Source organism: Vibrio ishigakensis (assembly GCF_024347675.1).
GTDB lineage: Bacteria > Pseudomonadota > Gammaproteobacteria > Enterobacterales > Vibrionaceae > Vibrio > Vibrio ishigakensis.
In genome coordinates this window covers 1,495,873-1,519,528 of sequence record NZ_AP024881.1, presented here as the reverse complement: position 1 = coordinate 1,519,528, position 23,656 = coordinate 1,495,873, and the positions used below count along the sequence as shown (strand labels likewise).

At 45.8% G+C, this 23,656-nt stretch carries 25 protein-coding genes and 1 riboswitch; of the genes, 20 read left to right on the top strand and 5 right to left on the bottom strand.

Translation table 11 applies throughout. From position 1 onward, the window contains the following. Nucleotides 1-116 precede the first annotated feature (116 nt). The 8 genes from Pcarn_RS06880 (at nucleotide 117) to Pcarn_RS06845 (ending at nucleotide 4,383) form a co-directional block, all read left to right on the top strand. On the top strand, nucleotides 117-959 hold the full coding sequence (locus Pcarn_RS06880) for a hypothetical protein (protein ID WP_261833132.1): 843 nt from the start codon (nucleotides 117-119) through the stop codon (nucleotides 957-959). Between the two features lie 858 nt (nucleotides 960-1,817). Next, on the top strand, nucleotides 1,818-1,997 hold the full coding sequence (locus Pcarn_RS06875; protein WP_261833131.1) for a hypothetical protein: 180 nt from the start codon (nucleotides 1,818-1,820) through the stop codon (nucleotides 1,995-1,997). Further along, on the top strand, nucleotides 1,975-2,607 hold the full coding sequence (locus tag Pcarn_RS06870; RefSeq protein WP_261833130.1) for an AAA family ATPase: 633 nt from the start codon (nucleotides 1,975-1,977) through the stop codon (nucleotides 2,605-2,607). The genes Pcarn_RS06875 and Pcarn_RS06870 overlap by 23 nt, the downstream gene beginning before the upstream one ends. Before the next feature lie 81 nt (nucleotides 2,608-2,688). Continuing rightward, a complete protein-coding gene (locus Pcarn_RS06865; protein WP_261833129.1) occupies nucleotides 2,689-2,958 on the top strand; it encodes a hypothetical protein in 270 nt (89 codons plus the stop codon). After that, the gene (locus tag Pcarn_RS06860; RefSeq protein ID WP_261833128.1) at nucleotides 2,951-3,484 is read left to right on the top strand and encodes a hypothetical protein; all 534 of its coding nucleotides are present in this window, start codon (nucleotides 2,951-2,953) and stop codon (nucleotides 3,482-3,484) included. The genes Pcarn_RS06865 and Pcarn_RS06860 overlap by 8 nt, the downstream gene beginning before the upstream one ends. 101 nt (nucleotides 3,485-3,585) lie before the next feature. Then, nucleotides 3,586-3,894, top strand: coding sequence for a hypothetical protein (locus Pcarn_RS06855; protein WP_261833127.1), 309 nt, complete (start codon nucleotides 3,586-3,588; stop codon nucleotides 3,892-3,894). Next, the gene (locus Pcarn_RS06850) at nucleotides 3,894-4,067 is read left to right on the top strand and encodes a hypothetical protein (protein WP_261833126.1); all 174 of its coding nucleotides are present in this window, start codon (nucleotides 3,894-3,896) and stop codon (nucleotides 4,065-4,067) included. The genes Pcarn_RS06855 and Pcarn_RS06850 overlap by 1 nt, the downstream gene beginning before the upstream one ends. After that, nucleotides 4,060-4,383: a hypothetical protein gene (locus Pcarn_RS06845; RefSeq protein WP_261833125.1), complete on the top strand. Its 324-nt coding sequence runs from the start codon at nucleotides 4,060-4,062 to the stop codon at nucleotides 4,381-4,383. The genes Pcarn_RS06850 and Pcarn_RS06845 overlap by 8 nt, the downstream gene beginning before the upstream one ends. Nucleotides 4,384-4,510: 127 nt before the next feature. Here Pcarn_RS06845 and Pcarn_RS06840 read toward each other — a convergent pair whose 3' ends face one another. Then, a complete protein-coding gene (locus tag Pcarn_RS06840) occupies nucleotides 4,511-5,533 on the bottom strand; it encodes an acyltransferase (RefSeq protein WP_261833124.1) in 1,023 nt (340 codons plus the stop codon). A 283-nt stretch (nucleotides 5,534-5,816) separates the two neighbouring features. Here Pcarn_RS06840 and hrpA point away from each other — a divergent pair, with 283 nt between their 5' ends. The 3 genes from hrpA (at nucleotide 5,817) to ggt (ending at nucleotide 12,772) form a co-directional block, all read left to right on the top strand. Beyond that, complete coding sequence (hrpA, locus tag Pcarn_RS06835) at nucleotides 5,817-9,665, top strand: ATP-dependent RNA helicase HrpA (RefSeq protein ID WP_261835647.1); 3,849 nt, start codon at nucleotides 5,817-5,819, stop codon at nucleotides 9,663-9,665. Between the two features lie 81 nt (nucleotides 9,666-9,746). After that, on the top strand, nucleotides 9,747-10,238 hold the full coding sequence (locus Pcarn_RS06830) for a porin family protein (protein WP_261833123.1): 492 nt from the start codon (nucleotides 9,747-9,749) through the stop codon (nucleotides 10,236-10,238). Between the two features lie 803 nt (nucleotides 10,239-11,041). Continuing rightward, nucleotides 11,042-12,772, top strand: coding sequence for a gamma-glutamyltransferase (gene ggt / locus Pcarn_RS06825; protein WP_261833122.1), 1,731 nt, complete (start codon nucleotides 11,042-11,044; stop codon nucleotides 12,770-12,772). A 34-nt stretch (nucleotides 12,773-12,806) separates the two neighbouring features. Here the strand turns inward: ggt and Pcarn_RS06820 are convergent, their stop codons facing one another. Continuing rightward, complete coding sequence (locus tag Pcarn_RS06820; protein WP_261833121.1) at nucleotides 12,807-14,288, bottom strand: carboxypeptidase M32; 1,482 nt, start codon at nucleotides 14,286-14,288, stop codon at nucleotides 12,807-12,809. 78 nt (nucleotides 14,289-14,366) lie between these two features. Between Pcarn_RS06820 and Pcarn_RS06815 the strand changes: the two genes are divergently transcribed. After that, nucleotides 14,367-15,002 carry a LysE family translocator gene (locus Pcarn_RS06815; RefSeq protein WP_261833120.1) on the top strand — a complete coding sequence of 212 codons (636 nt, stop codon included), beginning with the start codon at nucleotides 14,367-14,369 and terminating at the stop codon, nucleotides 15,000-15,002. On the opposite strand, the gene Pcarn_RS06810 is transcribed toward Pcarn_RS06815, so the two are convergent. Then, nucleotides 14,980-15,507 carry an ATP:cob(I)alamin adenosyltransferase gene (locus Pcarn_RS06810; protein ID WP_261833119.1) on the bottom strand — a complete coding sequence of 176 codons (528 nt, stop codon included), beginning with the start codon at nucleotides 15,505-15,507 and terminating at the stop codon, nucleotides 14,980-14,982. The genes Pcarn_RS06815 and Pcarn_RS06810 overlap by 23 nt on opposite strands. Nucleotides 15,508-15,659: 152 nt before the next feature. Between Pcarn_RS06810 and Pcarn_RS06805 the strand changes: the two genes are divergently transcribed. The 4 genes from Pcarn_RS06805 to Pcarn_RS06790 are packed head-to-tail and all read left to right on the top strand — an operon-like array spanning nucleotide 15,660 to nucleotide 18,846. Beyond that, a complete protein-coding gene (locus Pcarn_RS06805) occupies nucleotides 15,660-16,562 on the top strand; it encodes an ABC transporter substrate-binding protein (protein ID WP_261833118.1) in 903 nt (300 codons plus the stop codon). Beyond that, nucleotides 16,562-17,602 (top strand): FecCD family ABC transporter permease, encoded by a 1,041-nt coding sequence (locus Pcarn_RS06800; RefSeq protein ID WP_261833117.1) that lies wholly within the window; start codon nucleotides 16,562-16,564, stop codon nucleotides 17,600-17,602. Before Pcarn_RS06805 ends, Pcarn_RS06800 begins: the two co-directional genes overlap by 1 nt. Then, nucleotides 17,599-18,363, top strand: a complete 765-nt coding sequence (locus Pcarn_RS06795) for a heme ABC transporter ATP-binding protein (protein WP_261833116.1) — start codon at nucleotides 17,599-17,601, stop codon at nucleotides 18,361-18,363. The genes Pcarn_RS06800 and Pcarn_RS06795 overlap by 4 nt, the downstream gene beginning before the upstream one ends. 9 nt (nucleotides 18,364-18,372) lie before the next feature. Next, nucleotides 18,373-18,846 (top strand): nucleotidyltransferase domain-containing protein, encoded by a 474-nt coding sequence (locus tag Pcarn_RS06790; protein ID WP_261833115.1) that lies wholly within the window; start codon nucleotides 18,373-18,375, stop codon nucleotides 18,844-18,846. Between the two features lie 37 nt (nucleotides 18,847-18,883). Here the strand turns inward: Pcarn_RS06790 and Pcarn_RS06785 are convergent, their stop codons facing one another. Further along, nucleotides 18,884-20,269 (bottom strand): alanine/glycine:cation symporter family protein, encoded by a 1,386-nt coding sequence (locus tag Pcarn_RS06785; RefSeq protein ID WP_261833114.1) that lies wholly within the window; start codon nucleotides 20,267-20,269, stop codon nucleotides 18,884-18,886. Between the two features lie 107 nt (nucleotides 20,270-20,376). Further along, nucleotides 20,377-20,471, bottom strand: a riboswitch (glycine riboswitch). Between the two features lie 331 nt (nucleotides 20,472-20,802). On the opposite strand from Pcarn_RS06785, the gene Pcarn_RS06780 reads away from it, so the two are divergent. The 4 genes from Pcarn_RS06780 (at nucleotide 20,803) to Pcarn_RS06765 (ending at nucleotide 22,842) form a co-directional block, all read left to right on the top strand. Further along, nucleotides 20,803-20,961, top strand: coding sequence for a hypothetical protein (locus tag Pcarn_RS06780; protein WP_261833113.1), 159 nt, complete (start codon nucleotides 20,803-20,805; stop codon nucleotides 20,959-20,961). Nucleotides 20,962-20,971: 10 nt separating this feature from the next. After that, nucleotides 20,972-21,682 carry a hypothetical protein gene (locus Pcarn_RS06775; RefSeq protein WP_261833112.1) on the top strand — a complete coding sequence of 237 codons (711 nt, stop codon included), beginning with the start codon at nucleotides 20,972-20,974 and terminating at the stop codon, nucleotides 21,680-21,682. A gap of 82 nt (nucleotides 21,683-21,764) precedes the next feature. Further along, nucleotides 21,765-22,397 (top strand): LysE family translocator, encoded by a 633-nt coding sequence (locus Pcarn_RS06770; protein ID WP_261833111.1) that lies wholly within the window; start codon nucleotides 21,765-21,767, stop codon nucleotides 22,395-22,397. Beyond that, entirely contained in the window at nucleotides 22,375-22,842 is a 468-nt protein-coding gene (locus tag Pcarn_RS06765) for a GNAT family N-acetyltransferase (RefSeq protein ID WP_261833110.1), read from the top strand. Before Pcarn_RS06770 ends, Pcarn_RS06765 begins: the two co-directional genes overlap by 23 nt. On the opposite strand, the gene yidA is transcribed toward Pcarn_RS06765, so the two are convergent. Beyond that, nucleotides 22,839-23,648, bottom strand: a complete 810-nt coding sequence (gene yidA / locus Pcarn_RS06760) for a sugar-phosphatase (RefSeq protein WP_261833109.1) — start codon at nucleotides 23,646-23,648, stop codon at nucleotides 22,839-22,841. The genes Pcarn_RS06765 and yidA overlap by 4 nt on opposite strands. Nucleotides 23,649-23,656: the final 8 nt, after the last annotated feature.

Below are 23,656 nucleotides of genomic sequence, written 5' to 3'. Positions count from 1 at the left end.
TTTGATGAGGGAAGATTTAATAAGAAATAACTGCATTTTGTGGCGCGTAATGGGCGTTATTTTTATTTGGTTTGAGTAAGATCCGCGCGAATCAGAGTAATGTGGGTTTAGATAAAATGAAAAAACTGCTTTTAGCTGTAATTACCGCGGGGCTAATTGGTTGCGGTGGTGGATCAGGTGGTGGTGATAATGGAGGTGGTGACAAGCCTACAACTCCACCTGCTGTACCTGAGAAGCCTCCTGTGGATCCTGAGGTGTGCGTTGATTGTTACGTGGACAACGAGTTACCTGCATTGCCAGAGATACCACCTGAGGTGTGTCTTGAGTGCTATGTAGATAATGAACTGCCAGAGTTACCCAACGTTATCCCACCAGCCCCACCTATTGATCCTGAAGCGCCAGTTGATCCAGAGCCTTGTATTGAATGTGGTACTGAAAAGCCACCTACTGAGCCTGAGTTCCCACTTGAGCCACCTATCGGATATTCAGTAGACGGCAAGGTCTGTGGTATGGATACAACTAAGTTCGACATCGATGGATTCATTGGTTTATATTCGGCTGAACATGAGGGTATTTATAATCACTGCACAAGCACCGATGGTGGTAATGATTACCATGCTGTAATTTATGATGAGAATATTGATACTGTATTAGTTGGATACTCGTCTGATTATATCCGTACTATTGGAGGTATCAGTAGACATTGGACGCATATTACCTATTACGGCACAGAGGGTAGTCAGAACATCCTAGCTGTTCTTCAGTGGGCTAATGATCTTACACCTTATTTCTTCGTTCGTGATGGTAATGGTGGATGGAACCGACACCGAGTTCTTAATGGTGAAATCCAAGAAGAGCCGATGGATAAAGTGGCTCCCCAAGGTGATGTTCCTAAGCATGAAGAAGCAATAACGGGCATGGAAGAGATGTTATCCCAATTTGTACCGAACCAAGACTAAAACTTATGTGCACTTGGCGTTGTACAAGACCGAGCGGGCTGCGCGGTTTGGCCACTGATCCAAGTATGATTTAAGTCTACTTTACACAGTATTACACTTAGTTAGATTTGAGCCTCAAGGGTGTTTGCCTTTGGGGCTTTCTTGTATCTACGGAAAAGGGGAACAACGTTACAGCATAGCTGGTTGGCGCAGCTGCTATTTAGTTGATTAAGCAAGTGCAGGTTCTAAGTGGAACCAATATCGCTTTATTCGCTTGTAACTGCATAAGAATTGAATAATGCCCAGTCTCTAATACCTGATTTGATTGCTTGGTTATAGGTTGCTGTGTGTGAAATCTGGGATCGTTTGCGTATCTAACTTAGGATCGAGAAGCACAGCGCGTAGTCTATTTAACATAATAGCGATTATCCGCATTATATTGAATTTGTTTGTAGTTGTAATCGATCGTAAGTTATTGATTTATATGTGTTTGGATTTGTGTCTGGTACGCGCTAAAACCACTAATAATTTGTAGTTGGTGGTAGTGTGAATAACTAAGCGTTAAAACTGCATATGGAGCGATACAGAGCGATATAGAGCCGTATAGGCGTACTGTGTTATCGGTAATTGATCGATTTCAAGTTTGCGGATTGGTTATTTGAAGCGCTGAGTCTAGGGTCTCTGTAGAAATAGTGTTAGTAAGTGTCACACAACCAAGCCAACTGCATACTATATAAAAGAGGATTTTAGAAGTTGATAAGTCAGTAACTTATTGATCTATATCCTTTTTATTTGTTAGTTAGAACACTAAACAATACTAACTAATGATCTTTAATAGTTTTATTAGAACTTACTAACGCCGTGATGGCAGGAGTACAAATGAGAAATAGAGATACAGAGGCGCGGTTGTTCGTCCGTGGAGCTGAGCTGGAGGCACTGAAAAAGCTAAGCCAGCAACATCAAGTAAACCTAACAGAGATGGTTCGTATTTTAATAACAAACGCTATTACCAACGCTGAGAGAGCAGGGGTGAATGATGAATCTACAACAAATATTTAAACCGAAGAAGATGGCTGAGATCGTAGGCAGTATGACCGAGACCGAAGCATTGGTTGACGGCTTGTGGAACAAAGGCGAGACAATGATGGTTTTTGCTGGTTCGGGCGTAGGCAAGAGTTTGTTTAGTTACAACTTGGTCGAAGCGCTGAGTACAAGCAGGGGCGAGTTCTTGGGTCAGGTATGCGCGGTAGATAAGACAGTGCTTTATTTGGACGGTGAGATGAGTACCAACTCGATTGGCAGTAGGGTAGACCCTGAGATGCTTGGAGAGATTCATAGGATTGATTACATCGCTTCAGAGGTTAACGAGCAGGTCATAGATTTAACTTTGGCTGACCATCGGGACTACTTGATAGAGCAAGCTAGAAGCTACGACATTGTTGTTTTGGATTCAGTTAGGGTGTTGTTTGGATTGACTGATGAAAACAACGCTGAGAGCTGGAAGAGCGTCAATAAATTAGTTGTTGCTTTACGCGCGGTTGGTTGCTCTGTCTTGGTTATCCACCATGCCAACAAATCAGAATCGGAGATACCGGTGTATTCGGGCAGTACTAACGCGATTACTGTCTTTGATCGTACGTTGGCTATATCGGGTCAGGAGTACAAGTAATTACACGGACAAAAAAGCCGTAATGATGCTTGGGGTGACTGGTTAGACGAACTAGTGTTCTTTGCTGGCGCGTATGGGAAGTTGGAGACCAAGACCCAAGCACAGCAAGACAGTTGGAAGCTAGACGCGATTGTAGATCTGTTGAAGCAGAACCAAGGCACTGATAACCAGAGCAAGATGGAGAAGCGCAGGAAAATAAATAAGATTCTTGAAGCGGGCTTAGGCAAGCAACCAACTAACTCCAAGCTCTGGTCTGCTTGTGAGTATTTGTTTGATGGCATTTGGGACAAAGACGACTTCGATCATGCGATTGCTGGACGCTGGGAAGAATTGGAGGTAGTAGATGCCTAAGGCCAATGTATTGTTTGATATTAAGGGCTCTGAAGCCGAGCGTAAGTTCGCTGATGAAACAGGGCTAGTTCAGAACCGCCAAGGCGTAGGATGCTATTCGACCGGCAAGGAGCACTTTGTTGTGCCTGACTTTGTTGTTTTGGATCAAGACGGTAACCGCTGTTTGATCGAATACAAGCATGGAAACAAGCTGAATACAGACGGTGCGCGCGGTGGCAAGCTAACCGCTGAGAAAGCCAAGCAACGGTATTTAGATAGCAGCTACGGGTGTTATAGAAGCCGTAGAGCTTACGCTGAAAGCCACCTGGGTTGGAATCACTCGCTATATAAAATGATCGAGATGCGGAAGATTTATGACCGCGTAGTTGTTGTCGATCCTAAATTAAACAAACACTCGATAGATCCCGAGTACCAAAGAAAGGTGCTTAACAAAGGCAAAGCCAACAAGGTTGAGTTTATGACCAAGACCGAGTTCTTGGATAAATTTGATAATTGTTTGGATGTTGGTGTGAGCGAAATCAAATAGTAAAACTGCTAAGCGATATGCTGATATGCAGTATTACATAGGGCATATCGGTAAAGCATATCGGTATGCCTATTTTAAAAATTAACGTTGGGAGAACGTAAATGAATTTAGAAATACTAGAAACTAACCGCGCGCGCTTTATTAAAGTGATCAAAGAACTCGCAATAGAGTTTGAAGTAAGCGCTGAAGCGATGGCAAAGCTTCTAAGCGCAAGCCTAGATGATTATGAAGTTATCGAGGGCTTCCCAAAGTACGAGCGCCACAAGGTCACTGGAGTAATCCGTAACCGTAATACTAGGCGTATCCTAAAGGCTAACCAGAACGGTCAAGTGGGTTTGTTTAATGGCTCTATCCGTAAGTTTATGAAGCAAGGCGGTAAAGCGATTATTGAAACTAAAGGAGGCGCGTAATGGATAGCTTGCAGATAGCTGAGCACGTAGTCGAGCAGATCAAAGCTGGTACTCAAAAAGGCGAGAATCTTGAAAAAATTGTTATCCAGTTATTAGCCGATGATTTTAAGAATCTGGATTGGATTAGCGCGTCTGAGATCGTACTGAAAGAACAGGGTGCATTCGATGAATAGGAATAGTAAAGGTCATTTCCAGAAAGGCCACCAGCTCGGGGGAAGACCCAAAGGTTCAAGAAATCGATTCACTTTGGCGATGATGGATGAACTGATGCAGGGTGAAGATGGACAATTAGATTTCCATCCCATGCTCGAAGCCAAAAAGCTATACCGCGCGACTGATGACGATCGAATCAGGGTCGCTCTTCTAAAAGAGATGCTTTCGTTTGGTAATGACAAGCAGTTCACTGAACCAGAGCAACCCGAGGTTGAAGAGATCAGTGATGATGCAATGAAAGAGGTTTATGAAGCTCTCAAGCAAAGGTTTGGTTAGTGCGCCTGGTGTACGCTTGTTAAGCGATTCAGCCGTTATTTTGTGGGTCTATTAAAAACTAAAGTACGGTTTATCTGCAATTTGATTTCTAACAACAAGGCCTAGCATCTGCTAGGCCTTTTACTTTCTATCTCAGCAGTATCTTAGCGAGCGGGGTTTTCCCAATCCCCCAAGTAAACAAGACAGCCATCACTATAGTTCCACTCCAAACCAGCATATCTTTGGCAAAGAATTCGAGCCCTAACATACCAGCCAGGTTGTTCATGTAGATGGTGAACAGCAGGTGGCTTACGTATATGCCGAGGGTCATTTTGGCGAGTTTAAATACTATCGGATGGTTGCCTAGATTTGGCTTAGCTAATAAATAGAAGAAGAAACCCAGTGCCCAGATTGGGGTGGCGAATAGGAAATCGTTTAATCTGAAGTCCATCCCGTGGCCTGATAGTAGGTAGGCTTCAGCAAGGTGGAATAGAGCACCGACTGCCATCATGATAAATGCAGCCTTAGCCGAGATCTTGATGTTGTTTTCTCGAATCCAGCCACCTAAACAGATCATAATAAGGCTAAGGAAAGGGCCATTTCGGGTTAAGAACGGCGCTTCAAGATCTGTCAGTACGGCGTAGCTTCCAGCTAGTACACCATAAAGAAACAGAACTATAGATAGTGGAATAAGCGCCTTTTCTAGGCCAAGCTTTTGCATGATGGCTATGATCAATATGCCGATTATTAGCGACATCAAATACCACAAGTGAACCAATCCGCCTTCAAGAAATGAATTGAGAGGGGTTTGCATCAGAAAGCCCCAGTACTTATCTCGCTCAGCTAGATAACCATCACTCATTAGGGTTGCTAGATTAAACGGCGCTGCAAGATAGATAAGACTCCATACCATCCAGATCAGCAGTATTGGCTTGCAGTAGTTAATGGCGGTGTTAATCGGATCAGTTTTGAGCTTAGGCTGAATCAAGAACCCAGTTAGTAGAAAGAAGAAAGGTACAGCAAAGCGACACAGCTGATTGATAATATGTCCAAACCAGGCCTCACCGCCCAATAGTGGGTAAGTGACAAATAGTTGGCAGTGTATGGTGATCACCGCAAAAATGGCGATGACGCGGCCGAGCTCGAAGCTGGCAATCTTGTTCGTAGACATAAGTTAGATAAATAAATGAAACCGCCGAAACAGTATCAGCCATAGTGGTTACTGGAATATCTAGCGGATCATGTTTTTACTTGTTGAAACGAATGCATATCTTGTTTGGTGCATTTTTGAACTAATCTTGTTTAAAACCAACTTCTTATCTATTGCTTAGGATCACAGTTGTGCCAGTTATGCTACAATCGCGCTGCTAAAAATTAATTAACCGTTCGGAACCGTTTTGACCCAAGCTCAATCTCCAAAAAAAGCCAATACCGCACAATCTCTTAAAGCTGCAATCAAAGACTGTATGCAGAAGGACCGCTTTCGTCTGAGTAAGCGTATTCAAGGCGCTAGCAGAATTAAGAACGAGGAATCTCGCTCTGCTGTGTTTGATGAAATTGCCTTAGATATCGCATCTTCGATGATGACGGTGGCGCAGCGTCAGCAGAATGTGCCTCATATCGAGTACCCAGAGATACTGCCGGTAAGCCAAAAGCGTGATGATATCGCAAAGGCAATCCTGGAGAATCAGGTAGTGATAGTTGCGGGTGAAACGGGTTCGGGTAAAACCACACAGCTTCCAAAGATCTGCGCTGAGATTGGTCGCGGTAAATTCGGTGTGATCGGTCATACCCAGCCGCGTCGTCTAGCTGCGCGCTCGGTGGCATCGCGTATTGCAGAAGAGATGCACACCCAGCTTGGGGAGTACGTAGGTTATAAGGTTCGCTTTAACGATAAGGTAAGCGAAAACACCCAGATCAAACTGATGACCGACGGTATTCTGCTGGCTGAAATCCAGCATGACAGATTCCTTAATCAGTATGACACCATCATTATCGATGAGGCGCACGAGCGCAGTCTAAATATCGACTTTATTCTGGGTTATCTAAAGAATGTATTGCCAAAGCGTCCCGATTTAAAGGTTATCATTACGTCGGCGACCATCGATCCAGAGCGTTTCTCAAAGCACTTTAGTGATGCGCCAATTATCGAAGTTTCCGGTCGTACCTATCCGGTGGACACCCGCTATCGTCCGCTTTCTGGCGAAGATGATGTAGATAGAGACCAGTTGCAAGGTATCTTTGATGCGGTAGATGAGCTTTGCGATGAAGGCTTAGGTGACATCCTTATCTTTATGAACGGTGAGCGTGAGATCCGTGATACCGCCGATGCACTGAGCAAGCGTGGCCTTAAAGAGACCGAGATAGTCCCTCTGTATGCGCGACTTTCTGCTGGAGAGCAAAACCGCATCTTCCAGCCTCATACTGGGCGTCGAATTGTTCTTGCCACCAACGTGGCTGAAACCTCTTTGACTGTGCCGGGCATTCGATATGTTATCGACCCGGGTACCGCGCGCATTAGTCGCTATTCATACCGAACTAAGGTTCAGCGCCTGCCGATTGAGCCTGTCTCTCAGGCGAGCGCCAATCAGCGTAAAGGTCGATGCGGTCGTGTGGCAGAAGGTATCTGTATTCGCCTTTATTCTGAGGAGGATTTTGAAAGCCGCCCAGAGTTTACCGACCCAGAGATCCTGCGTACTAACCTAGCGTCGGTTATCTTGCAGATGACAGCCCTTGGCCTTGGTGATATCGAAGCTTTCCCATTTGTTGAGAAGCCAGATCGCCGTAATATTCAAGATGGTGTGCGTCTACTTGAAGAGCTAGGCGCGATCAATAGCGATGCTAAAGACCCGCGCAAGCGACTAACAGGTATCGGTCGTAAGTTGGCACGTCTGCCTATCGATCCACGTCTTGCGCGTATGGTGATTGAAGCCCCGCGTCTAGGGTGTGTTAAAGAGATCATGATTATTGCCTCGGCGCTGTCTATCCAAGACCCGCGTGAGAGACCGTCGGACAAGCAGCAATCATCCGATGACAAACATCGCCGCTTCTTTGATAAAGAATCGGACTTCATCACCTTTGTAAACCTGTGGAATTATGTTCAGAAACAGCAAAAAGAGCTGTCGAGCAATCAGTTCCGCAAGCAATGTAAGCAAGATTACCTTAACTACTTGCGTGTGCGTGAATGGCAGGATCTTTACTTCCAACTGCATGAAGCCATCAGAGAGATGGACATTAAACTGAATCAGCAGGAAGGGGACTATCAGTCTATCCATTCGGCGCTTCTGAGCGGAATGCTGTCGCACGTGGGTGTAAAAGACCAAGAGAAGAGCGAGTATCAAGGTGCTCGCAACGCGCGTTTCCATATCTTCCCAGCTTCCGGTCAGTTTAAGAAGCAGCCTAAGTGGATCGTTTCAGCAGAATTGGTTGAAACCTCTAAGCTTTGGGGGCGTATCGTAGCCAAGATCCAACCTGAATGGATCGAGCCTTTAGCGAAACACCTTATCAAGCGAAGCTACAGCGAGCCGCACTGGTCGAAAAAGCAGGCTGCGGTTCAAGCGTATGAGAAGGTAACCCTATACGGCATTCCTATCGTACCTAAACGCCTTGTGAACTACAGCGCTATCGACCCGACTTTGTGTCGTGAGCTCTTTATTCGCAGTGCTATGGTAGAAGGCGATTGGGAAACACGTCATGTGTTCTTTAAGCAAAACCGCAAGCTTTTGCGTGAGGTAGAAGAGCTTGAGCATAAGTCTCGTCGCCGCGATATCTTGGTGGATGATGATGAGCTGTTTGATTTTTATGATCAGCGCGTTTCAACGGATGCGGTATCTGGTCGTCACTTCGATACATGGTGGAACAAAGAGCGCAAAGCGAATCCTGAGCTTCTGAACTTTGAAAAGTCGATGCTGTTTAAGGGCGATGCGTCACATATCACTGATCTCGATTATCCAAACTTCTGGCATCTAGAGAATCTTAAGCTGAAGCTGAGCTATCAATTTGAACCGGGAGAAAATAGTGACGGTGTCACGGTTCACATTCCGATCCCAGTTCTAAATCAGGTTACCCCACAAGGCTTTGATTGGCAGATCCCAGGTTTGCGTCATGAGCTGGTGGTGAGCCTGATTAAGTCACTACCTAAAACTCTTCGTCGTAATTTTGTGCCAGCGCCAAACTACGCCGATGCGTTTCTTGCTAGGGTAACCCCGCTAGAAGCGCCACTTCTGGATAGCCTTGAGAAAGAGCTTCGTCGAATGACGGGTGTAGAGGTATTGCGTGAAGATTGGAAACTTGAGCAAGTACCGGAACACTTGAAGGTAACCTATCGCGCGGTGGATCATCGTAATCGCAAGCTAAAAGAGAGCCAAGACCTATATGAGCTAAAAGAACAGCTTAAAGAGAAGGTGCAGCAGACCCTGTCTAAAGTGGCCGATGATGATATCGAGCAACAAGACCTGCGCACTTGGAGCTTTGGTGAGATCCCTCGTGTGTATCAGCAAAAACGTGGTGGCTATCAGGTGAAAGCCTTCCCAGCGATTGTTGATGCTAAGCAGAGTGTTGAGATCAAGCTATTCGAGACTGAGTATGAGCAGCAGCAAGCGATGCAAGCGGGTCAGCGTCGACTAGTTTTGCTTAATGTGCCATCACCAATTAAGTATTTGCATCAGAACCTGCCGAATAAATCTAAGCTTGGCCTGTATTTCAACCCATACGGCAAGGTGCTTGATCTTATCGACGACTGCATTGCTTGTGGTGTAGATAAATTGATTGAAGAGCAGGGCGGTTTGGTTTGGGAGCCAGAAAAATTTGAAGCTCTTAAAGAGCATGTTCGCGCCGAGCTTGGCGACACAGTAGTAGAGATCGCCAAGCAGGTTGAAACTATACTGACCACCGCCTTTAGCATCAATAAGAAACTGAAAGGGCGTGTGGATTTGAGTATGGCGTTTGCCCTTTCTGATATTAAGGCTCAGTTAGAAGCGCTTATCTATCGAGGCTTTGCTACCGACTGCGGATGGAAGCGTCTGCCGGATATCCTTCGTTATATGAAGGCTATCGAGCGCCGCATGGAGAAACTGCCGATCGATCCGAACAAGGATAGGATTCAGCTTCTCAAGATTGAAGCCGTGACCAAAGAGTATCAAGAGCTTAAGAACAAGATCCCGAAAGGGGCAGTGGTGCCTGAAGCGGTGAAAGAGATCCACTGGATGTTGCAAGAGCTTCGTGTAAGCTTCTTTGCACAGCAATTGGGTACTCCTTATCCGGTTTCAGATAAACGTGTACGAAATGCCATCGAAAATTGCTAAACCCTGACAACAAATTGTTAGGCAGAGAGCATTTTTATGGTGCATAATTTCGAAGAATAACAATCAATACAGGAAGTTAGAATGAAACTGGTAAAACACGCATTAGCTATCGGTCTGATCGCGGCATCTTCATCTGCAATGGCCGATTCGTGGCTATATGCGGGTGGTTCTGTAGGTTCATCTTCATTCGATAGTGATAACACTTCGACCTTTGGTTTCCACGTAGGTACTGGCATCCTGCCAATCATTGGCATCGAAGCGGGTTACTGGAACCATGGTAAGTTTGAGATCAATAACGAAGACTACGACTTTGACTCTTTTTACGCGGCTATTAAGCCAAGTGTGGACCTAGGTCCAGTTCATCTTTATGGTCGTCTAGGTGCTCATACTTATTCTGGTAACGTACCTGGAGATTATGATGGCAAAGATGATGGCGTTGATCTGATGTACGGTGTAGGTGCTGAGTACTTCGTTATCGATATGCTGTCTGTAGGTGTGGGCTATCAGAACTTTGAGTTCGATAAGACTAACATCGACTCTTGGACGCTAAACGCAACCTTCCATTTCCTATAATAGGAAATCAGAATTTCAAAACCGCCTCTAAAGGCGGTTTTTTTGTGCCTGAAATCCTGATAACAGTATGCTGTTTAACCATTGTTTGACTAAGTCATAGTCAATGCCCAAAACATGCTTGACACTGAATAAGTATGACAAATTATTTAGGTAAGCTATTGATTTGAATGAAAGTTATATGCATAAGAACCCAATTTCATAAATTGTGTGACTAAGATCAACATTCCGTATGCGCATAGTATAAGCCGCGTGTATGGAACGCTATCCGTTTATAACGGATGGCGTGAGAACGTTGTTTTAAGAGGATTTATGAAATATCGAATCAAACGTAGATGGTGGGAGCGCCTTCTGTTCAAAGAAGTGTATTGGGATACCGAGACAGATAAAAAGCATAGAGTGCCGCGCTTCGGCGATTGATGGTAGCGAGACCAGAGCTCTCTCTTTTCACAATTTATCTCTGGGATCGAATTAAGAGTAGCTTAGGTTACTCTTTTTTGTATCTAATTAATAATAGGCACTTTAAAAGTGCAGGTTATAATATTTCTATTGCAAATAAATTGATGCTGGTATTTATTATTTAAATTATATTGGATGTTAATTTAGCAGAGATTAAATATAGTTCTTTAACTGAGCTTATCTAGATAAGTAGTTGAATTATTGTGGTTTTCTATTGATATATGCATATATCAAATCTATTATTTTGATTGTGCAGTCTAATTGACATTAAAGTGACATTATTAAATGGAACGATGTGAATTCTCTTATGTCTCAGGAAAATAGACCAGCCAATATATAGAGATAATATGTTTAGTCGAACACTACTATTTGTTTCATTAGTACCGTCAGTTGCATTTGCGGACGCCATGCAAATCCCAACCGAGCCTTCAGATGAGGGTGACAAGTTTATGGTTAGTGCAACCAATCAATACGTTACCAAAGCGGGATATGACGTATTGAAGCGTGGCGGTAATGCGGTAGATGCCATGGTTGCAATGCAAATGGTTATGACAGTGGTAGAACCGGACATGACGGGTTTAGGTGGAGGCAGTTTTGCCCTCTACTATGACAACCAAACCAAAGACTTCACTGCCTTTGATGGCAGAGATAGGGCGCCAATGTCAGCGACGCCAACTATGTTTCTGGGTGAAGATGGCAAGGCTATCCGTCGCAATGAGATACTAGGCCCTAAATCTGTCGCAATCCCGGGCACCTTGAAACTTCTCTACACCACACATCAAAAGCACGGTTCTTTACCTTGGAAGAGTTTGATAGAGCCTGCGATCCAGTATGCGAAACAGGGCTATGCGATGAATAGCTATACCTTTGATATCTTGGTAAGAGAGAGCGCACGCCTGGTTGAAGACCCTGAAATCAAACAGCTTTATTGGCAGGATAACCAAGTCAAGCCCGCTGGTACCTTGATGACTAACCCTAAGCTTGCACTCACGTTAGAGGAAGTGGCAGAGCAGGGAGACAACTATATGTATCAGGGCGATTTAGCAAAACGTATAGTAGAAACCGTGAATGAGAGGCTAGGAGACAATCCACATAAACTGAGTGTAGAAGATTTTGCTAGCTACCAGGTAGTAGAGCGAAAAGCCGTTCAATCGGATTATCACAATCACAAAGTTGTCTCTTTTGGGTATCCAGCCTCTGGCGGCGTATTGGTTTCACAAGCCCTAACAATGCTTGAAGGTCATGACCTTTCTCAATACCCAATAACTGATGCAGAGCCTTGGCGTCTTATGGTTGAGTCGATGAGACTCGCCAAAGCGGACCGCATTGCCTATGCCGGTGACCCGAGTTTTATTAGTGATCCTACCGCAAAATTGTTGGATGAAACCTACCTTAAACAGCGGGCAGCTTTGATCCCTGCTCGCGGTATTAATCAAGATGTATCTTCCGGTTCTATTTATGAGACTGCACCTGCGATTGATGAGAGTTTTGAGAGTCAAGATACCGGGCATATCTCGATAGTTGACGGTAAAGGCAATGCCATTGCAATGACCAGCACGGTGGGCACTGGGATGGGCTCTGGCGTTATGGTTGATGGTCTGCTAATGAATGCGCAAATGGCGAATTTTTCATATACACCGGTTCGAAATGGTAAAAAAGTACCGAACGCCATAGAGGCGGGTAAAAGGCCTCGCTCGGCTATCACGCCTACCATGGTGATGGGACCTGAGGGGGAACTTAAGCTTGTGCTTGGTAGTCCGGGTAGTTCTCAAATCCCAGGCTATGTGTTGAAGACAATTGTTGGCGTGGTGGATTGGAATCTATCAGCACAAGAGGCAATCGATCTTCCTAATATCCAATACGGCATTAAGATAGACAGAACTAAGTCGAAGAACCCAAAAGGGCTTCTGGTCGAGAAGCGAACCTACGCAGAACTGCTGGTACCGTATTTTATGAAGATGGGGTATCCGGTTGAGGTGATTCCGGTAGTAAGCGGGATAAATGCAATCGAAATCGAAGATGGCAAATTAAAAGGGGCGAGCGATAGAAGACGCGCTTCCACTTCGATGGGGGAATAGTAAAAAGGCTTGGTGTTTACCAAGCCTTTTTCAATTAGAGATAACGCTCTGTTAGATGCTTTTTGAAGTGCTCGGCATTGAGCGCTTCACCAGTGGCTTGAGTGACCAATTCATTGGTGCCAAGCAAACTGCCTTTGCTCCATATTTTCTGCTCTAGCCAATTAAAGATAGGGCTAAGATCACCTGATTCAATGGCTTGTCCGATATTCAGGTCTTTTGCCATACTCGCTTTGAACTGAGCGGCGTACATAGCGCCCAGTGTGTAGCTAGGGAAGTAACCAAATGCGCCATCTGTCCAGTGGATGTCTTGCATACAACCGTTGGTGAAGTTCCCTTTGGTCGATAGACCGAGGTATGCCTGCATCTTGGCATCCCAGGCCTCAGGTAGATCTTTATAGTTGATATCGCCGTTGATAAGGTCACGTTCTATCTCATAACGCAGAATAACGTGTGCAGGATAGGTCAGCTCATCGGCATCCACGCGAATAAAGTCACGTTTAACTTGGGTGTAGATACGGCTTAGGTTTTGTGGCTCGAAGATCTTTGAATCGTGCTGTGCAAAGTGTTTGTTTGCTAGCTTGCTAAGGTGTGTGATGAACTCGTCACTGCGGCCCAGTTGCATCTCAAAGAACAGAGACTGCGATTCGTGGATCCCCATAGAGCGGGCCTCACCAGCGGGTAACCCAGTGATGTATTTTGGCAGGCCTTGTTCGTAGCGAGCATGACCTGTCTCATGGACAATCCCCATCAGGCTTTGTACAAATTCTTGTTCGTTATACCTAGTCGTTAGACGAACGTCTTGTGGTACACCACCGCAGAATGGATGCACGCTTTCATCCAGACGGCCATGGTTAAAATCGAACTGCAACAGCTTCATTACTTCAAGGCCTAGGGCTTTTTGGCTCTCGGTAGAGTAGGTGCCCGTTGGCAATAAGATAGACTGCGAACTCTGCTTTTCGATGGCTTTATCGATAAGATCTGGAAGCCAGGTTTTCACCTCATCAAAAAGCTTTGTCAGTTCAGCTTGATTAACCCCAGGCTCGTAGATATCCAGCATGGCATCGTATGGGGTACTACCCAGAATGTCGGCGCGGATCTGTGCCTCTTCAATACTTAGCTCAACCACTCGCTTCCAGTTCTTAACAAAACCTTCCCAGTCGTTTTCACCACGTTGGGTTCTCCATGCATGCTCACACTTAGAACCTGCTAGAGACTTAGCTTCCACTAGCTTTGCAGGCAGCACGTTTGAGAGTTGCCAGTTGCGTTTCATCTCACGAAGCTGAGATTGTTGATCTGTATCCAACTGCTCGGATTCGGCTTTATCGAACCAGTCTTCGAGTTGAGATTCTGTTTTCAATCCATGGATATGGACGGAGAGTTCAGCCATTGCCTTTGAGCGAGAGTCATTACCGCCGGCTGGCATCATAGCCGCAGCGTCCCAACCACATATGGCGGCAAGGTGATTAAAATTGGCAATCTTTTGGAAGTGCTGATTTAGATTGTCGAATGCAGACATAGTTCTTCCTTGAAGTGGGTAAGGTGGTTTAGACTAGCAAAATTCTGCTGTGAACACAGCAATATCAATGAGTTGCCCATGTTATCCAATCTGCCCGCATTTATCATCGCCATGTCTTTGCTCACTATCACGCCGGGCTTGGATACTTTATTGGTGATACGAAATACCACCCGTGGCGGTTTAAGAGATGGCTTTGTGACAAGCCTAGGTATCTGTTTAGGGCTTTATGTTCACGCTACTTGGTCAGCCATTGGTGTGGCAGCCATTATTAGCCAAACGCCAGCACTGTTTGCTGGCTTAAAAACAGTCGGCGCTCTCTATCTCGTCTATCTTGGAGCATCAGGATTGCGGTCTTTGAAGCGTGGCGGTGGATTGGTGCCCACTGAGGTCTCTCTTAATCACGTGAGCCAGTTGCAGTCTTTAAAAGAGGGCTTCTTATCCAATGTGCTCAATCCCAAAACCGCCATTTTCTATCTAGCGTTTCTGCCACAGTTTATTAATCAAGAGCACTCTATTTGGCTGCAGTCTATGCTCTTGGCCTCTATCCACTTTATGCTGGCGATGGTGTGGCAATGTGCGTTAGCCATGGGGCTGGAAAAAGCGAAGAACTGGCTTGCCAGCAACAAGGTTAACTTTCGTTTGCAACTGGCAACCAGCTTGATGCTGTTAGGATTGGGTCTGCAACTGATTGTTAGCGTTTATGCGGGTAGTTGATACTGACGTACTCTGGCTCTTCGATACCCATCTCTTGGTTTAATACACGCGTAAGGGCGAAGTAGTAGTTCACCAGAAGGTTAGCGAAGCGAGGTAGGGTTTCTGGTACCTTCTTACCATGCTTTTCTACTAGCACTAGTTGCCTTACTACCTTTTTAGACAGGCTTCGACATTGATGTAAAGTGATCACAGGCCCAGTACCGCGAGGTAGTACGAAGCGCTTAGCATCATCTTCTACTTGAGAGCGGAAGTGATGATACTCTTGGGTAAGAGTTTGAATGTCTTCTTCAAAGATACCGTTCTTGCCGCGAATAGAACCATTAAGATGAAAGATCTTTGGTTGTAGGGATTCTAGTGAGGCACGAATCTCTTGGTTCTCGATATTGGAAAGTGCTAGCCCGGTTAAGGTGCACAGCTCGTCCGTTAAGATCTCGAAGTCGCACAGAGGGCTTTCTTCAAAGATAAATGGGTAGGCAAGCTCATCAATATTGCCGCTAAATTTCATTTTTGTTCCTTGGCATTTTGGCGTACAGCGGGCGATAAACTGGTTAATCTATCAGCAACCTAAGTTTTCTTGTTCCATTGTCAATTGACACTGCACAAAGCGGATGCTTCAATTCCACTCCGTAACAGGTTGTAATTGTACAGGTTTATATGATGAAACGCTTGGGATTGCTAGTAGTTGGTCTTTTCTCACCCTTGGTATGGGCACATTACCCGCTAACGGTGCAGGATGCCAGTGGCACGTCTGTGGTCATCAAGGCTAAGCCTGCGCGCATTTCATCAAAAACGCTGTTTAGCGATGAAGTGCTAAAAGAACTTGTTGATGATCAGCGTCTTACCTCAGTTACCGCTCTTGCCGATAACGAAAACTTTTCCAATGTCGTTGATCAGTATCCGACCTCTATACCGCGCATGGATATGAACGTCGAAGCCATATTGGCCAATAAACCCGATATATTGTTTGCCGCAAACTGGAGTGAGCCGAATAAGGTGGCTCAGCTTCGCGCTGCTGGGGTGAATGTGTATATCCTTCCAACGCCTTATACCTTGGACGAAATTGAAGACCTAATCGAGCTGGTGGGTGATATCGTTGGCGAAGAAGATAAGGCTGAGATGGTGGTAATGGAGATGCAGCGCAAACTTCAGCAATCTTTGGTACCCAACAGCAACGAATATTCGGTGATCGACTATAACAGTTGGGGAAGCTCGAGCACCAAGCATTCCACTTGGCAACTAATCCTAGATGAAGCGGGCTTTAAAAACGCTACTGAGTCTTTTCAAGCGGACAAATACGGTCAGACACCGCTTTCGAAAGAGATGCTGATTGCACTGGATCCCGATGTGATGTTTCTTCCATCTTGGGTATACGGTGAGGTGGATGCGGCTGAGAAATTTCGTGATCAGGTGATTGATGATCCAGCGCTTCAGAATCTAAAGGCGATACAACAAGGGAACGTGTTCCAGATGCCAGAGGCACTGAGAGGTACCTATAGCCAACATATCGTTGATTCTATCCTTTACGTGAACCACGCTGTGTTGGGTGAGGCCGCCCCTTAATGGTTAGCCATGCTAGTCAACGCCTAACCTTACTTCTCAGTTTCTTTACGCTTCTACTGTGCGTGTTTTTAGCACTGACACTAGGTGCAGTCTCTATCTCTTTTACAGAGCTCGCTCACTTCTTTTATCTGTTTGCCACCAGCGGCAGTGAGTTTGCCAGAGAACAGTATCCAACCCTGCACGCGATTGTGCTTCAAATACGCCTTCCGCGTGTTATTGCGGCGGTAACGGCGGGTGCTGCTTTAGCTATAGCAGGTGTCTGCACCCAGGGTCTGTTTCGTAATCCACTTGCGAGCCCAGATATCCTTGGGGTGAGTGCGGGGAGCAGTTTCGGTGCCGTGCTCGCGATAAGCTTTGGCTATTCCTTAGCTAGCCCACTGGCGACGCCTTTAGCGGCGTGCGCGGGAGCACTCGTGAGTGCCGGGTTTGTCTATTTCCTGGCGCGCAAAAGTCATAGCGGTCAGACTCTTTACCTTATTTTGGCGGGGTTGGCGTTGTCATCACTTCTTGGTGGCATGACCATGGGCATATTGCTGTTTGCCAAGCAGTATGAGATCAATCAGTTTGTCTTCTGGACCATGGGTGGTTTGGAAGGGCGCATGTGGCAACATGTTTTATGGCCGATCCCCGCGGTTGCGCTGGTGGCTCTGTTTGCCTTCTCTAAGTCTCACTGGCTTAATCAACTGGCTTTGGGTAACGAGGCTGCGCACGGACTGGGACTGAATGTAAGCCGCGCCAGGTTGATGATATTAGTCTCGGCAACCCTGCTGACGGCCATGTCCATTGCCATCGCAGGTCCGATTGGCTTTATCGGTCTTATGATCCCGCATCTAGTTCGGCTCTTGTTTGGTGCAAACCACAAGACGCTTCTACCAATTAGCGCACTGTTTGGCGCCATCTTGTTGCTGATTTCAGACCTTGCTGGACGATATCTGATTGCACCCTATGAGATAAAAGCAGGGGTGATCATCTCAGTTATTGGGGGGATCTACTTTGTGGCTCTGATTGTACGTGTGCAGCAACAAGGGAAGTTGTTATGAGTGATTTATCTCTAAATCAGGTTAGCTTCGAGCGTGGTAATCAACGCATTCTGCAAGATATTGATCTTGAAGTAGGTAAGGGGCAGCTACTTGGTATTATAGGGCCAAATGGCGCGGGAAAATCGACCATTATCAAGCTATTGAGTGGCTATCATCAACCAACTCTAGGTCAGTGTACGCTAGATGGTAATCCTTTGCAGAGTATTAAGGGTGAGGTGAGAGCGAAAAGAATCGCCTATCTTCCGCAGTCCAGTCAGGTGGAGTTTCCCTATTCAGTGAGCGAGGTGGTGAGCCTAGGTCTTCAAAATAATGCGCTCACACGTTCACAAAAGATAAAATCAATAAACCAGTATCTTGCCAAGCTAGATATAGAGCACCTAGCTCAGCGTCAGATAAATAGCCTCTCTGGAGGTGAGCAGCAACTGGTGCACATCGCCCGCATCCTTGCCCAGCAAACGGACATCATTTTGTTGGATGAGCCTTGTTCTAGCCTAGATATCGGTCATGAAGCGCAGCTGATGAATCTGCTGCATGGATATGCTACATGTGGAAAGGCGGTCGTTGTTGCCCTGCATAACCTTAATACTGCTGCCGAGTTCTGCGATAAGATCTTGCTGATGGATAAGGGTAATGTGATTGCCTTTGGTAAACCATCTGAGGTATTAGTAGAAGAGCACCTGCATCGTCTTTATCCGCATAACGTTGCAATAACCTATAACCCGCAAACGGGTAATCCGAATATCTTACCCATCAAAAAGTAGGCAGCGAACATGGATGATTCAGTAGCTATCGCGCTGAGATGGCTAAAGGAAGTGCTCGATAGCGAGAATATTGAATATCAAATAGTGGGCGGTCTCGCGGCTAATATACATGGTGGCCGTCGAGAAGTTGCTGATATTGACGTATATATTCGAAACTCAGATATAGAGAAAATACTGTCAAAGCTTTCTCCCTTTATATCCAAATCCCTGGCTCACTACATCGGTCACGGTTGGGATCTTGAGTATCTGCAGCTTATCTATCAATCGCAAAAGATTGAGATAGGGTTATCTGATAGAACTAAGATCCAGTCCAGTATCGATGGGGAATGGCATGAACTCGTGATTGATTATTCGTGCTCTGTAATTGGCTCTTACAAAGGCGTAGAAGTACCGGTAATTCCAATCGCCAATTTAATTGAGTATAAAAGGCACCTTGCGAGAGAGGTCGATCTAATCGATATTCGAGAGTTAGAGAGTAAATAAAGAAAAAGGCTAGAGAATCTCTAGCCTTTTCTATTAGTTAGTTGGTAACGACCTTACCATCCATGGGCTTCAACTTATCAAAGAAGAGCTTGGTTTCTGCAATGACCACCTGACGAAGTGCAATCAAACCAATCAGGTTAGGTACTGCCATCAGGCCGTTCACGATATCCGCGATTAGCCAGATCATATCCAGTTGCAGATACGCACCAGAGAAGACTAGGGCAATGAACACCATCTTATATGGCAGGATAGCCTTGGTACCGAATAGATATACCACGCAGCGCTCACCATAGTAGTTCCAGCCAAGGATAGTGGTAAAAGCGAAGAACAGCAGGCCAACCGAGACCAAGATAGGGCCTAGGGTTGCCGCGTTTAGACCAACAGCAAAGGCGTGTGTGGTCATCATGGCGCCAGCAAAATCGCTCTGCCACGCACCGGTGATGATAAGCGCAAGACCTGTCATGGTGCAGATGATGATGGTATCGAAGAAGGTACCTGTCATTGAGATAAGGCCTTGACGAGCTGCTGAGTCAGTCTTAGCCGCTGCCGCTGCCATAGGAGCACTACCTAGACCTGACTCGTTTGAGAAAACGCCGCGAGCAATACCCGACTGGATCGCCAGCATAACGCTTGCACCAAAGAAACCGCCGGTTGCTGCTGTTGGGGTGAAGGCCGATACTACTACCAGCTCGATTGCACCTAATATCTCACTGCTGTTGTTTACTAAGATACCTAAACAAGAGACAACGTAGATCACCGCCATGGTTGGCACTACTTTACCCGCCACGCGTGAGATAGATTTGATACCACCTAGGGTAACGGCTGCCACAAGCAGGGTTAAAATGATGCCAGCAATAGTGCGGTCTGCACCAAGAGTAACTTCAGACGCATCCAAGATAGCATTTACCTGTGGGAAGGTACCGATACCGAATAGGGCAACACCGAGCGCGAATACCGCAAACAGAGTTGCTAGTAGCGGTGATTTAACCCCATCTCGCAGGTAGTACATAGGACCGCCTAGCATGCCACCTTTGTCATCTGTGGTGCGGTATTTTACCGCCAGAAGACACTCGGCATATTTGGTTGCCATTCCGAATAGAGCTGCAAGCCACATCCAGAATAGGGCACCTGGGCCACCAAGTTTGATAGCGGTAGCAACACCCACGATATTACCCGTACCTATGGTTGCAGATAGGGCCGTGCACAGTGCAGCAAAGCTTGAAACGTCACCTTGCTTACCGTTTGTGTCGGATTTGCTAAATACCATCTTTAGCGCGGTAGGAAGGTGTTTAAACTGGATTAGCCCAAGGCTGAAAGTGAAGTAGACACCTGTACCCACCAGTAAGATCAATAGTGGTGGACCCCAGACAAAGCTGTCTATGGTTTGTAGAAAAGAATAAAACGTAGATTGTGAATTTGGCATGGTTTCCCCTTAAAAAACAACATAAGGAGAAGAGTGAACACGAGGTCCAGTTAGGCTGGTATTAAGGAATGTGACTTAATACAGTTTGGCTGCAATTATTTTTCGTTTTCCACTCCTCTGTCCTTTTTGCCTGAGAGTTTCACCCAATAATGGGCTTGCTCCTTCGGCGACCGATTTAACGGTTCTCTCCAGAGATTCCTCCAACTGCAGTCCTCACTTGTCGAAACAAGAACCTGAAAGATTTACTTCTTCGGTAGGCCTTCGGCCTTCTCCAGCAGTCTTCATCGGAACTAGCGTTTCCGCTAGGCGTGTAAGTAATTTACTTACAGGAAGGTAAGTTATCACAAAGAAATTGGAAGACAAGGGTATAAATTGGTTTATTTATTACAAAATTAGGTGTTCGGAATTAATTGTCGATAAAATCCACAAAAGTGTAAAACAACTACGTTAAACTCAAAAAATGAATGGGATTTTATAAACTTACCTCAAGCTTTGACGTAATATTGATAAAATGATTACGCAAAGGGGATAATATGACCCGTCTATTTGCCATAGCTGTACTTGTTGCTATCGCTTTCCTATTTATCAGATACAATACCAACGAGAAACTGCAGCGTTGGGTCATTATTGCGCTCTGTGTAGGCATTGCAGGATACGCTGTCTCTCTAATGGTATTTGAATTAATTCGATGAGGAAGAAGCCTTGGGAACCGAACAATCACTGACCGTGACAAAAATAAAATATGCTGTTGCGGGCCTAGTGGTGGGAGCATCTATTGCGACCTACTTTACCCACGCTCATTTCGACTCTTCGTCTAAAGTACAGCTTGCACAGCAAGCTCAGTTGCAGTCAGACTCCGAAGCGCTCCAACAGCAAAAACAGCAGCTGCAAACACAATTGGCGGAAAGCCAACAGCAAGCCACTCAAGCTAGCTCAGATCTAACTGTTCAGCTGGAGGAAACCCAAGCCAAACTCGCAAAAAGTGAAGCCCAGGTCAAAACCCTGAAACAGCAAGCTGCGTCCGATTCCCAGAAGCTGAAAGAAACGCACGCGCAAGAGCTGGAAGTAAAACAGCAACAGCTAGTCGCGCTTCAGGAAAAATCGGATAAACAAAATGAGGTATTGGAGCAATCTAAGACCTTCTTCCAAAAACAGCTGACCCTTCAGCAAGAGCTGACCAAGCTCAATGAAGAGCGCGCTAAGATCATCCCTCTTTTAAATAAGGCTGTGGATGAGTGTCAGATATTCCTAGAAGGGAAGAGCTGGGATGCTAAGTCGGATGCTTGTGAACGCAAAGAGAAAGCGTCCACTAAGTTGAAGCAAATCGATGATCAGATAGATGCTAAGCAGAGCAAGATAGTGGCGATTGACTCCACTAGCGAAGCCATTGGCTTGCAAAAGCGTATCGACTAAGCAAATCCAACAAAGCCTTGAGCTTTCAGAGCCTTACCTCTAGCATAGACTTTTCGACTTTTTTAAACGCTATGTATTCAACATGACTCTCGATGTTTGGCTCTCCCTTTTTGTAATCTGTCTCCTTGGCGCTATGTCGCCTGGACCTAGTCTGGCTATGGTGACTAAGCACACCTTGGCTGGCGGTCGTGGCAACGGACTTGCTACTTCATGGGCGCACGCCCTTGGTATAGGTTTCTATGCCTTCATTACCGTTACTGGTCTTGCGGTACTTCTGCATAAATCTGAATTCCTGTTTGTGATGATCTCCCTTGCTGGCGCAGCTTATCTTGGCTATCTGGGTTGGAAGTCACTCAATTCTCGCGGCGGTATCGCTGAAAAGCTCAAAACTGGTGAGGCAGTGGGTCCTTTGACTGCGGCCAAAGAGGGCTTAATGATCTCTCTTCTAAGTCCTAAGATTGCGCTGTTCTTTATCGCGTTGTTTAGCCAGTTTGTCGCGGTAGGCGAGAGTGTGTCAGCTAAAATGGTGGTTGTGGCAACCCCGCTTTTGGTCGATGGCATCTGGTACAGCATCATCACTTTCTTGCTCTCATCACCTATCTTGTTAGAGAGACTGCGTGCTCGAGGCAAGCTTATCGACCAGATTTCTGGCGTGGTCTTGATCCTATTGGCAGTTAGAGTGGTTTGGCAAAATGTCGGATATTTCCAAGGTTAGAATCGCAACCCCGAATGATGCAGAAGCGTTGCTTCCACTATGGCTGGATTTATATCGCTTCCACATCGCAGAACTTGGCGGGAAACTCAATAGGGCTGAGGTTGAAACTCAGCTTAACAATTATCTTAGCCATCCCGAGTGCCTGCACTTCTTAGCCCAAAGAAATGATGAGGTGGTTGGTTTTGTGGCTGGGGAGTTATCGCGTTTTAGTTCGCCTCTAAAGCCCTCTAGCTATATTGGCTCAATCGATCACTGGTATGTGGCAAAGGATGCTCGAAAGCTAGGTATAGGTCGGGCGCTTTTAGAGAAGATCGAACTGGCCTTTGCGGGTTTGGGCGCGCAAAAAGTGCAAGTAGAGGTGTGGGACTTCAATAAAAATGCGCTCAAATACTACCAAAAACAGGGGTATCGAGCGCATATACAAGTACTTGAGAAGACGCTTTAAGCGTTTAACACATACTTCTCAATAGCGATGCCAACACCAGAGTTGTTGTTGGTATCGGTCACCACATTAGAAAGTGCTTTGGTCACGTCGTCGGCATTTTCCATCGCAACGCCAAGGCCTGCGTATTTCAGCATTTCATGGTCGTTGCCTGCATCACCAATACACATCACCTCAGATTGAGCAATGCCTAGGTGGTCAGCCAGAGCCTTCACACCTGAACCTTTATTGCCTTCTGGATTGTTAAACTCCAAGAAAAAAGGTGCACTGCGCACTATGCTGTACTCCTCAGAAAGTTCAGCAGGCAAAGATGCAACGATAGGCTCAATGATTTCAGCTGGGTCAACCAACATGGTTTTCACCATAGAGTGATCATCAGATAGGTCATCAAAGCTCATAAAGGTCAGATCTAGACCGTTAATATTGGCTTCATGCTGGGTGTATTTACTGTCTTTCTCAGCAATTAGTCCATGCTCGACACTGAAACCGTGGAAGTTACAGTTGTGCTGTTTGGCGAGTTTTGCAATACGCTTAGCGTCCTTACCTGTGGTTAGGATTTCACGAATCACTTCGCCTGTGCCTAGGTTCATTACCTTGGCGGCGTTAAAGCAAAGCACAAAGTCTTTGTCTGTGTTCATCTCCAGCTCAGCCAGGTAGTTTTTCATACCTTCATATGGACGCCCAGAAGCAAGTACGACAGTGACGCCTTGAGCACGTGCATCTTGGATGGCTTTTTTGTTACGTTCAGAGATGATTTTGTCGCTATTAAGAAGGGTGCCATCCATGTCGATGGCAATCAGTTTGTACATCTTTAACT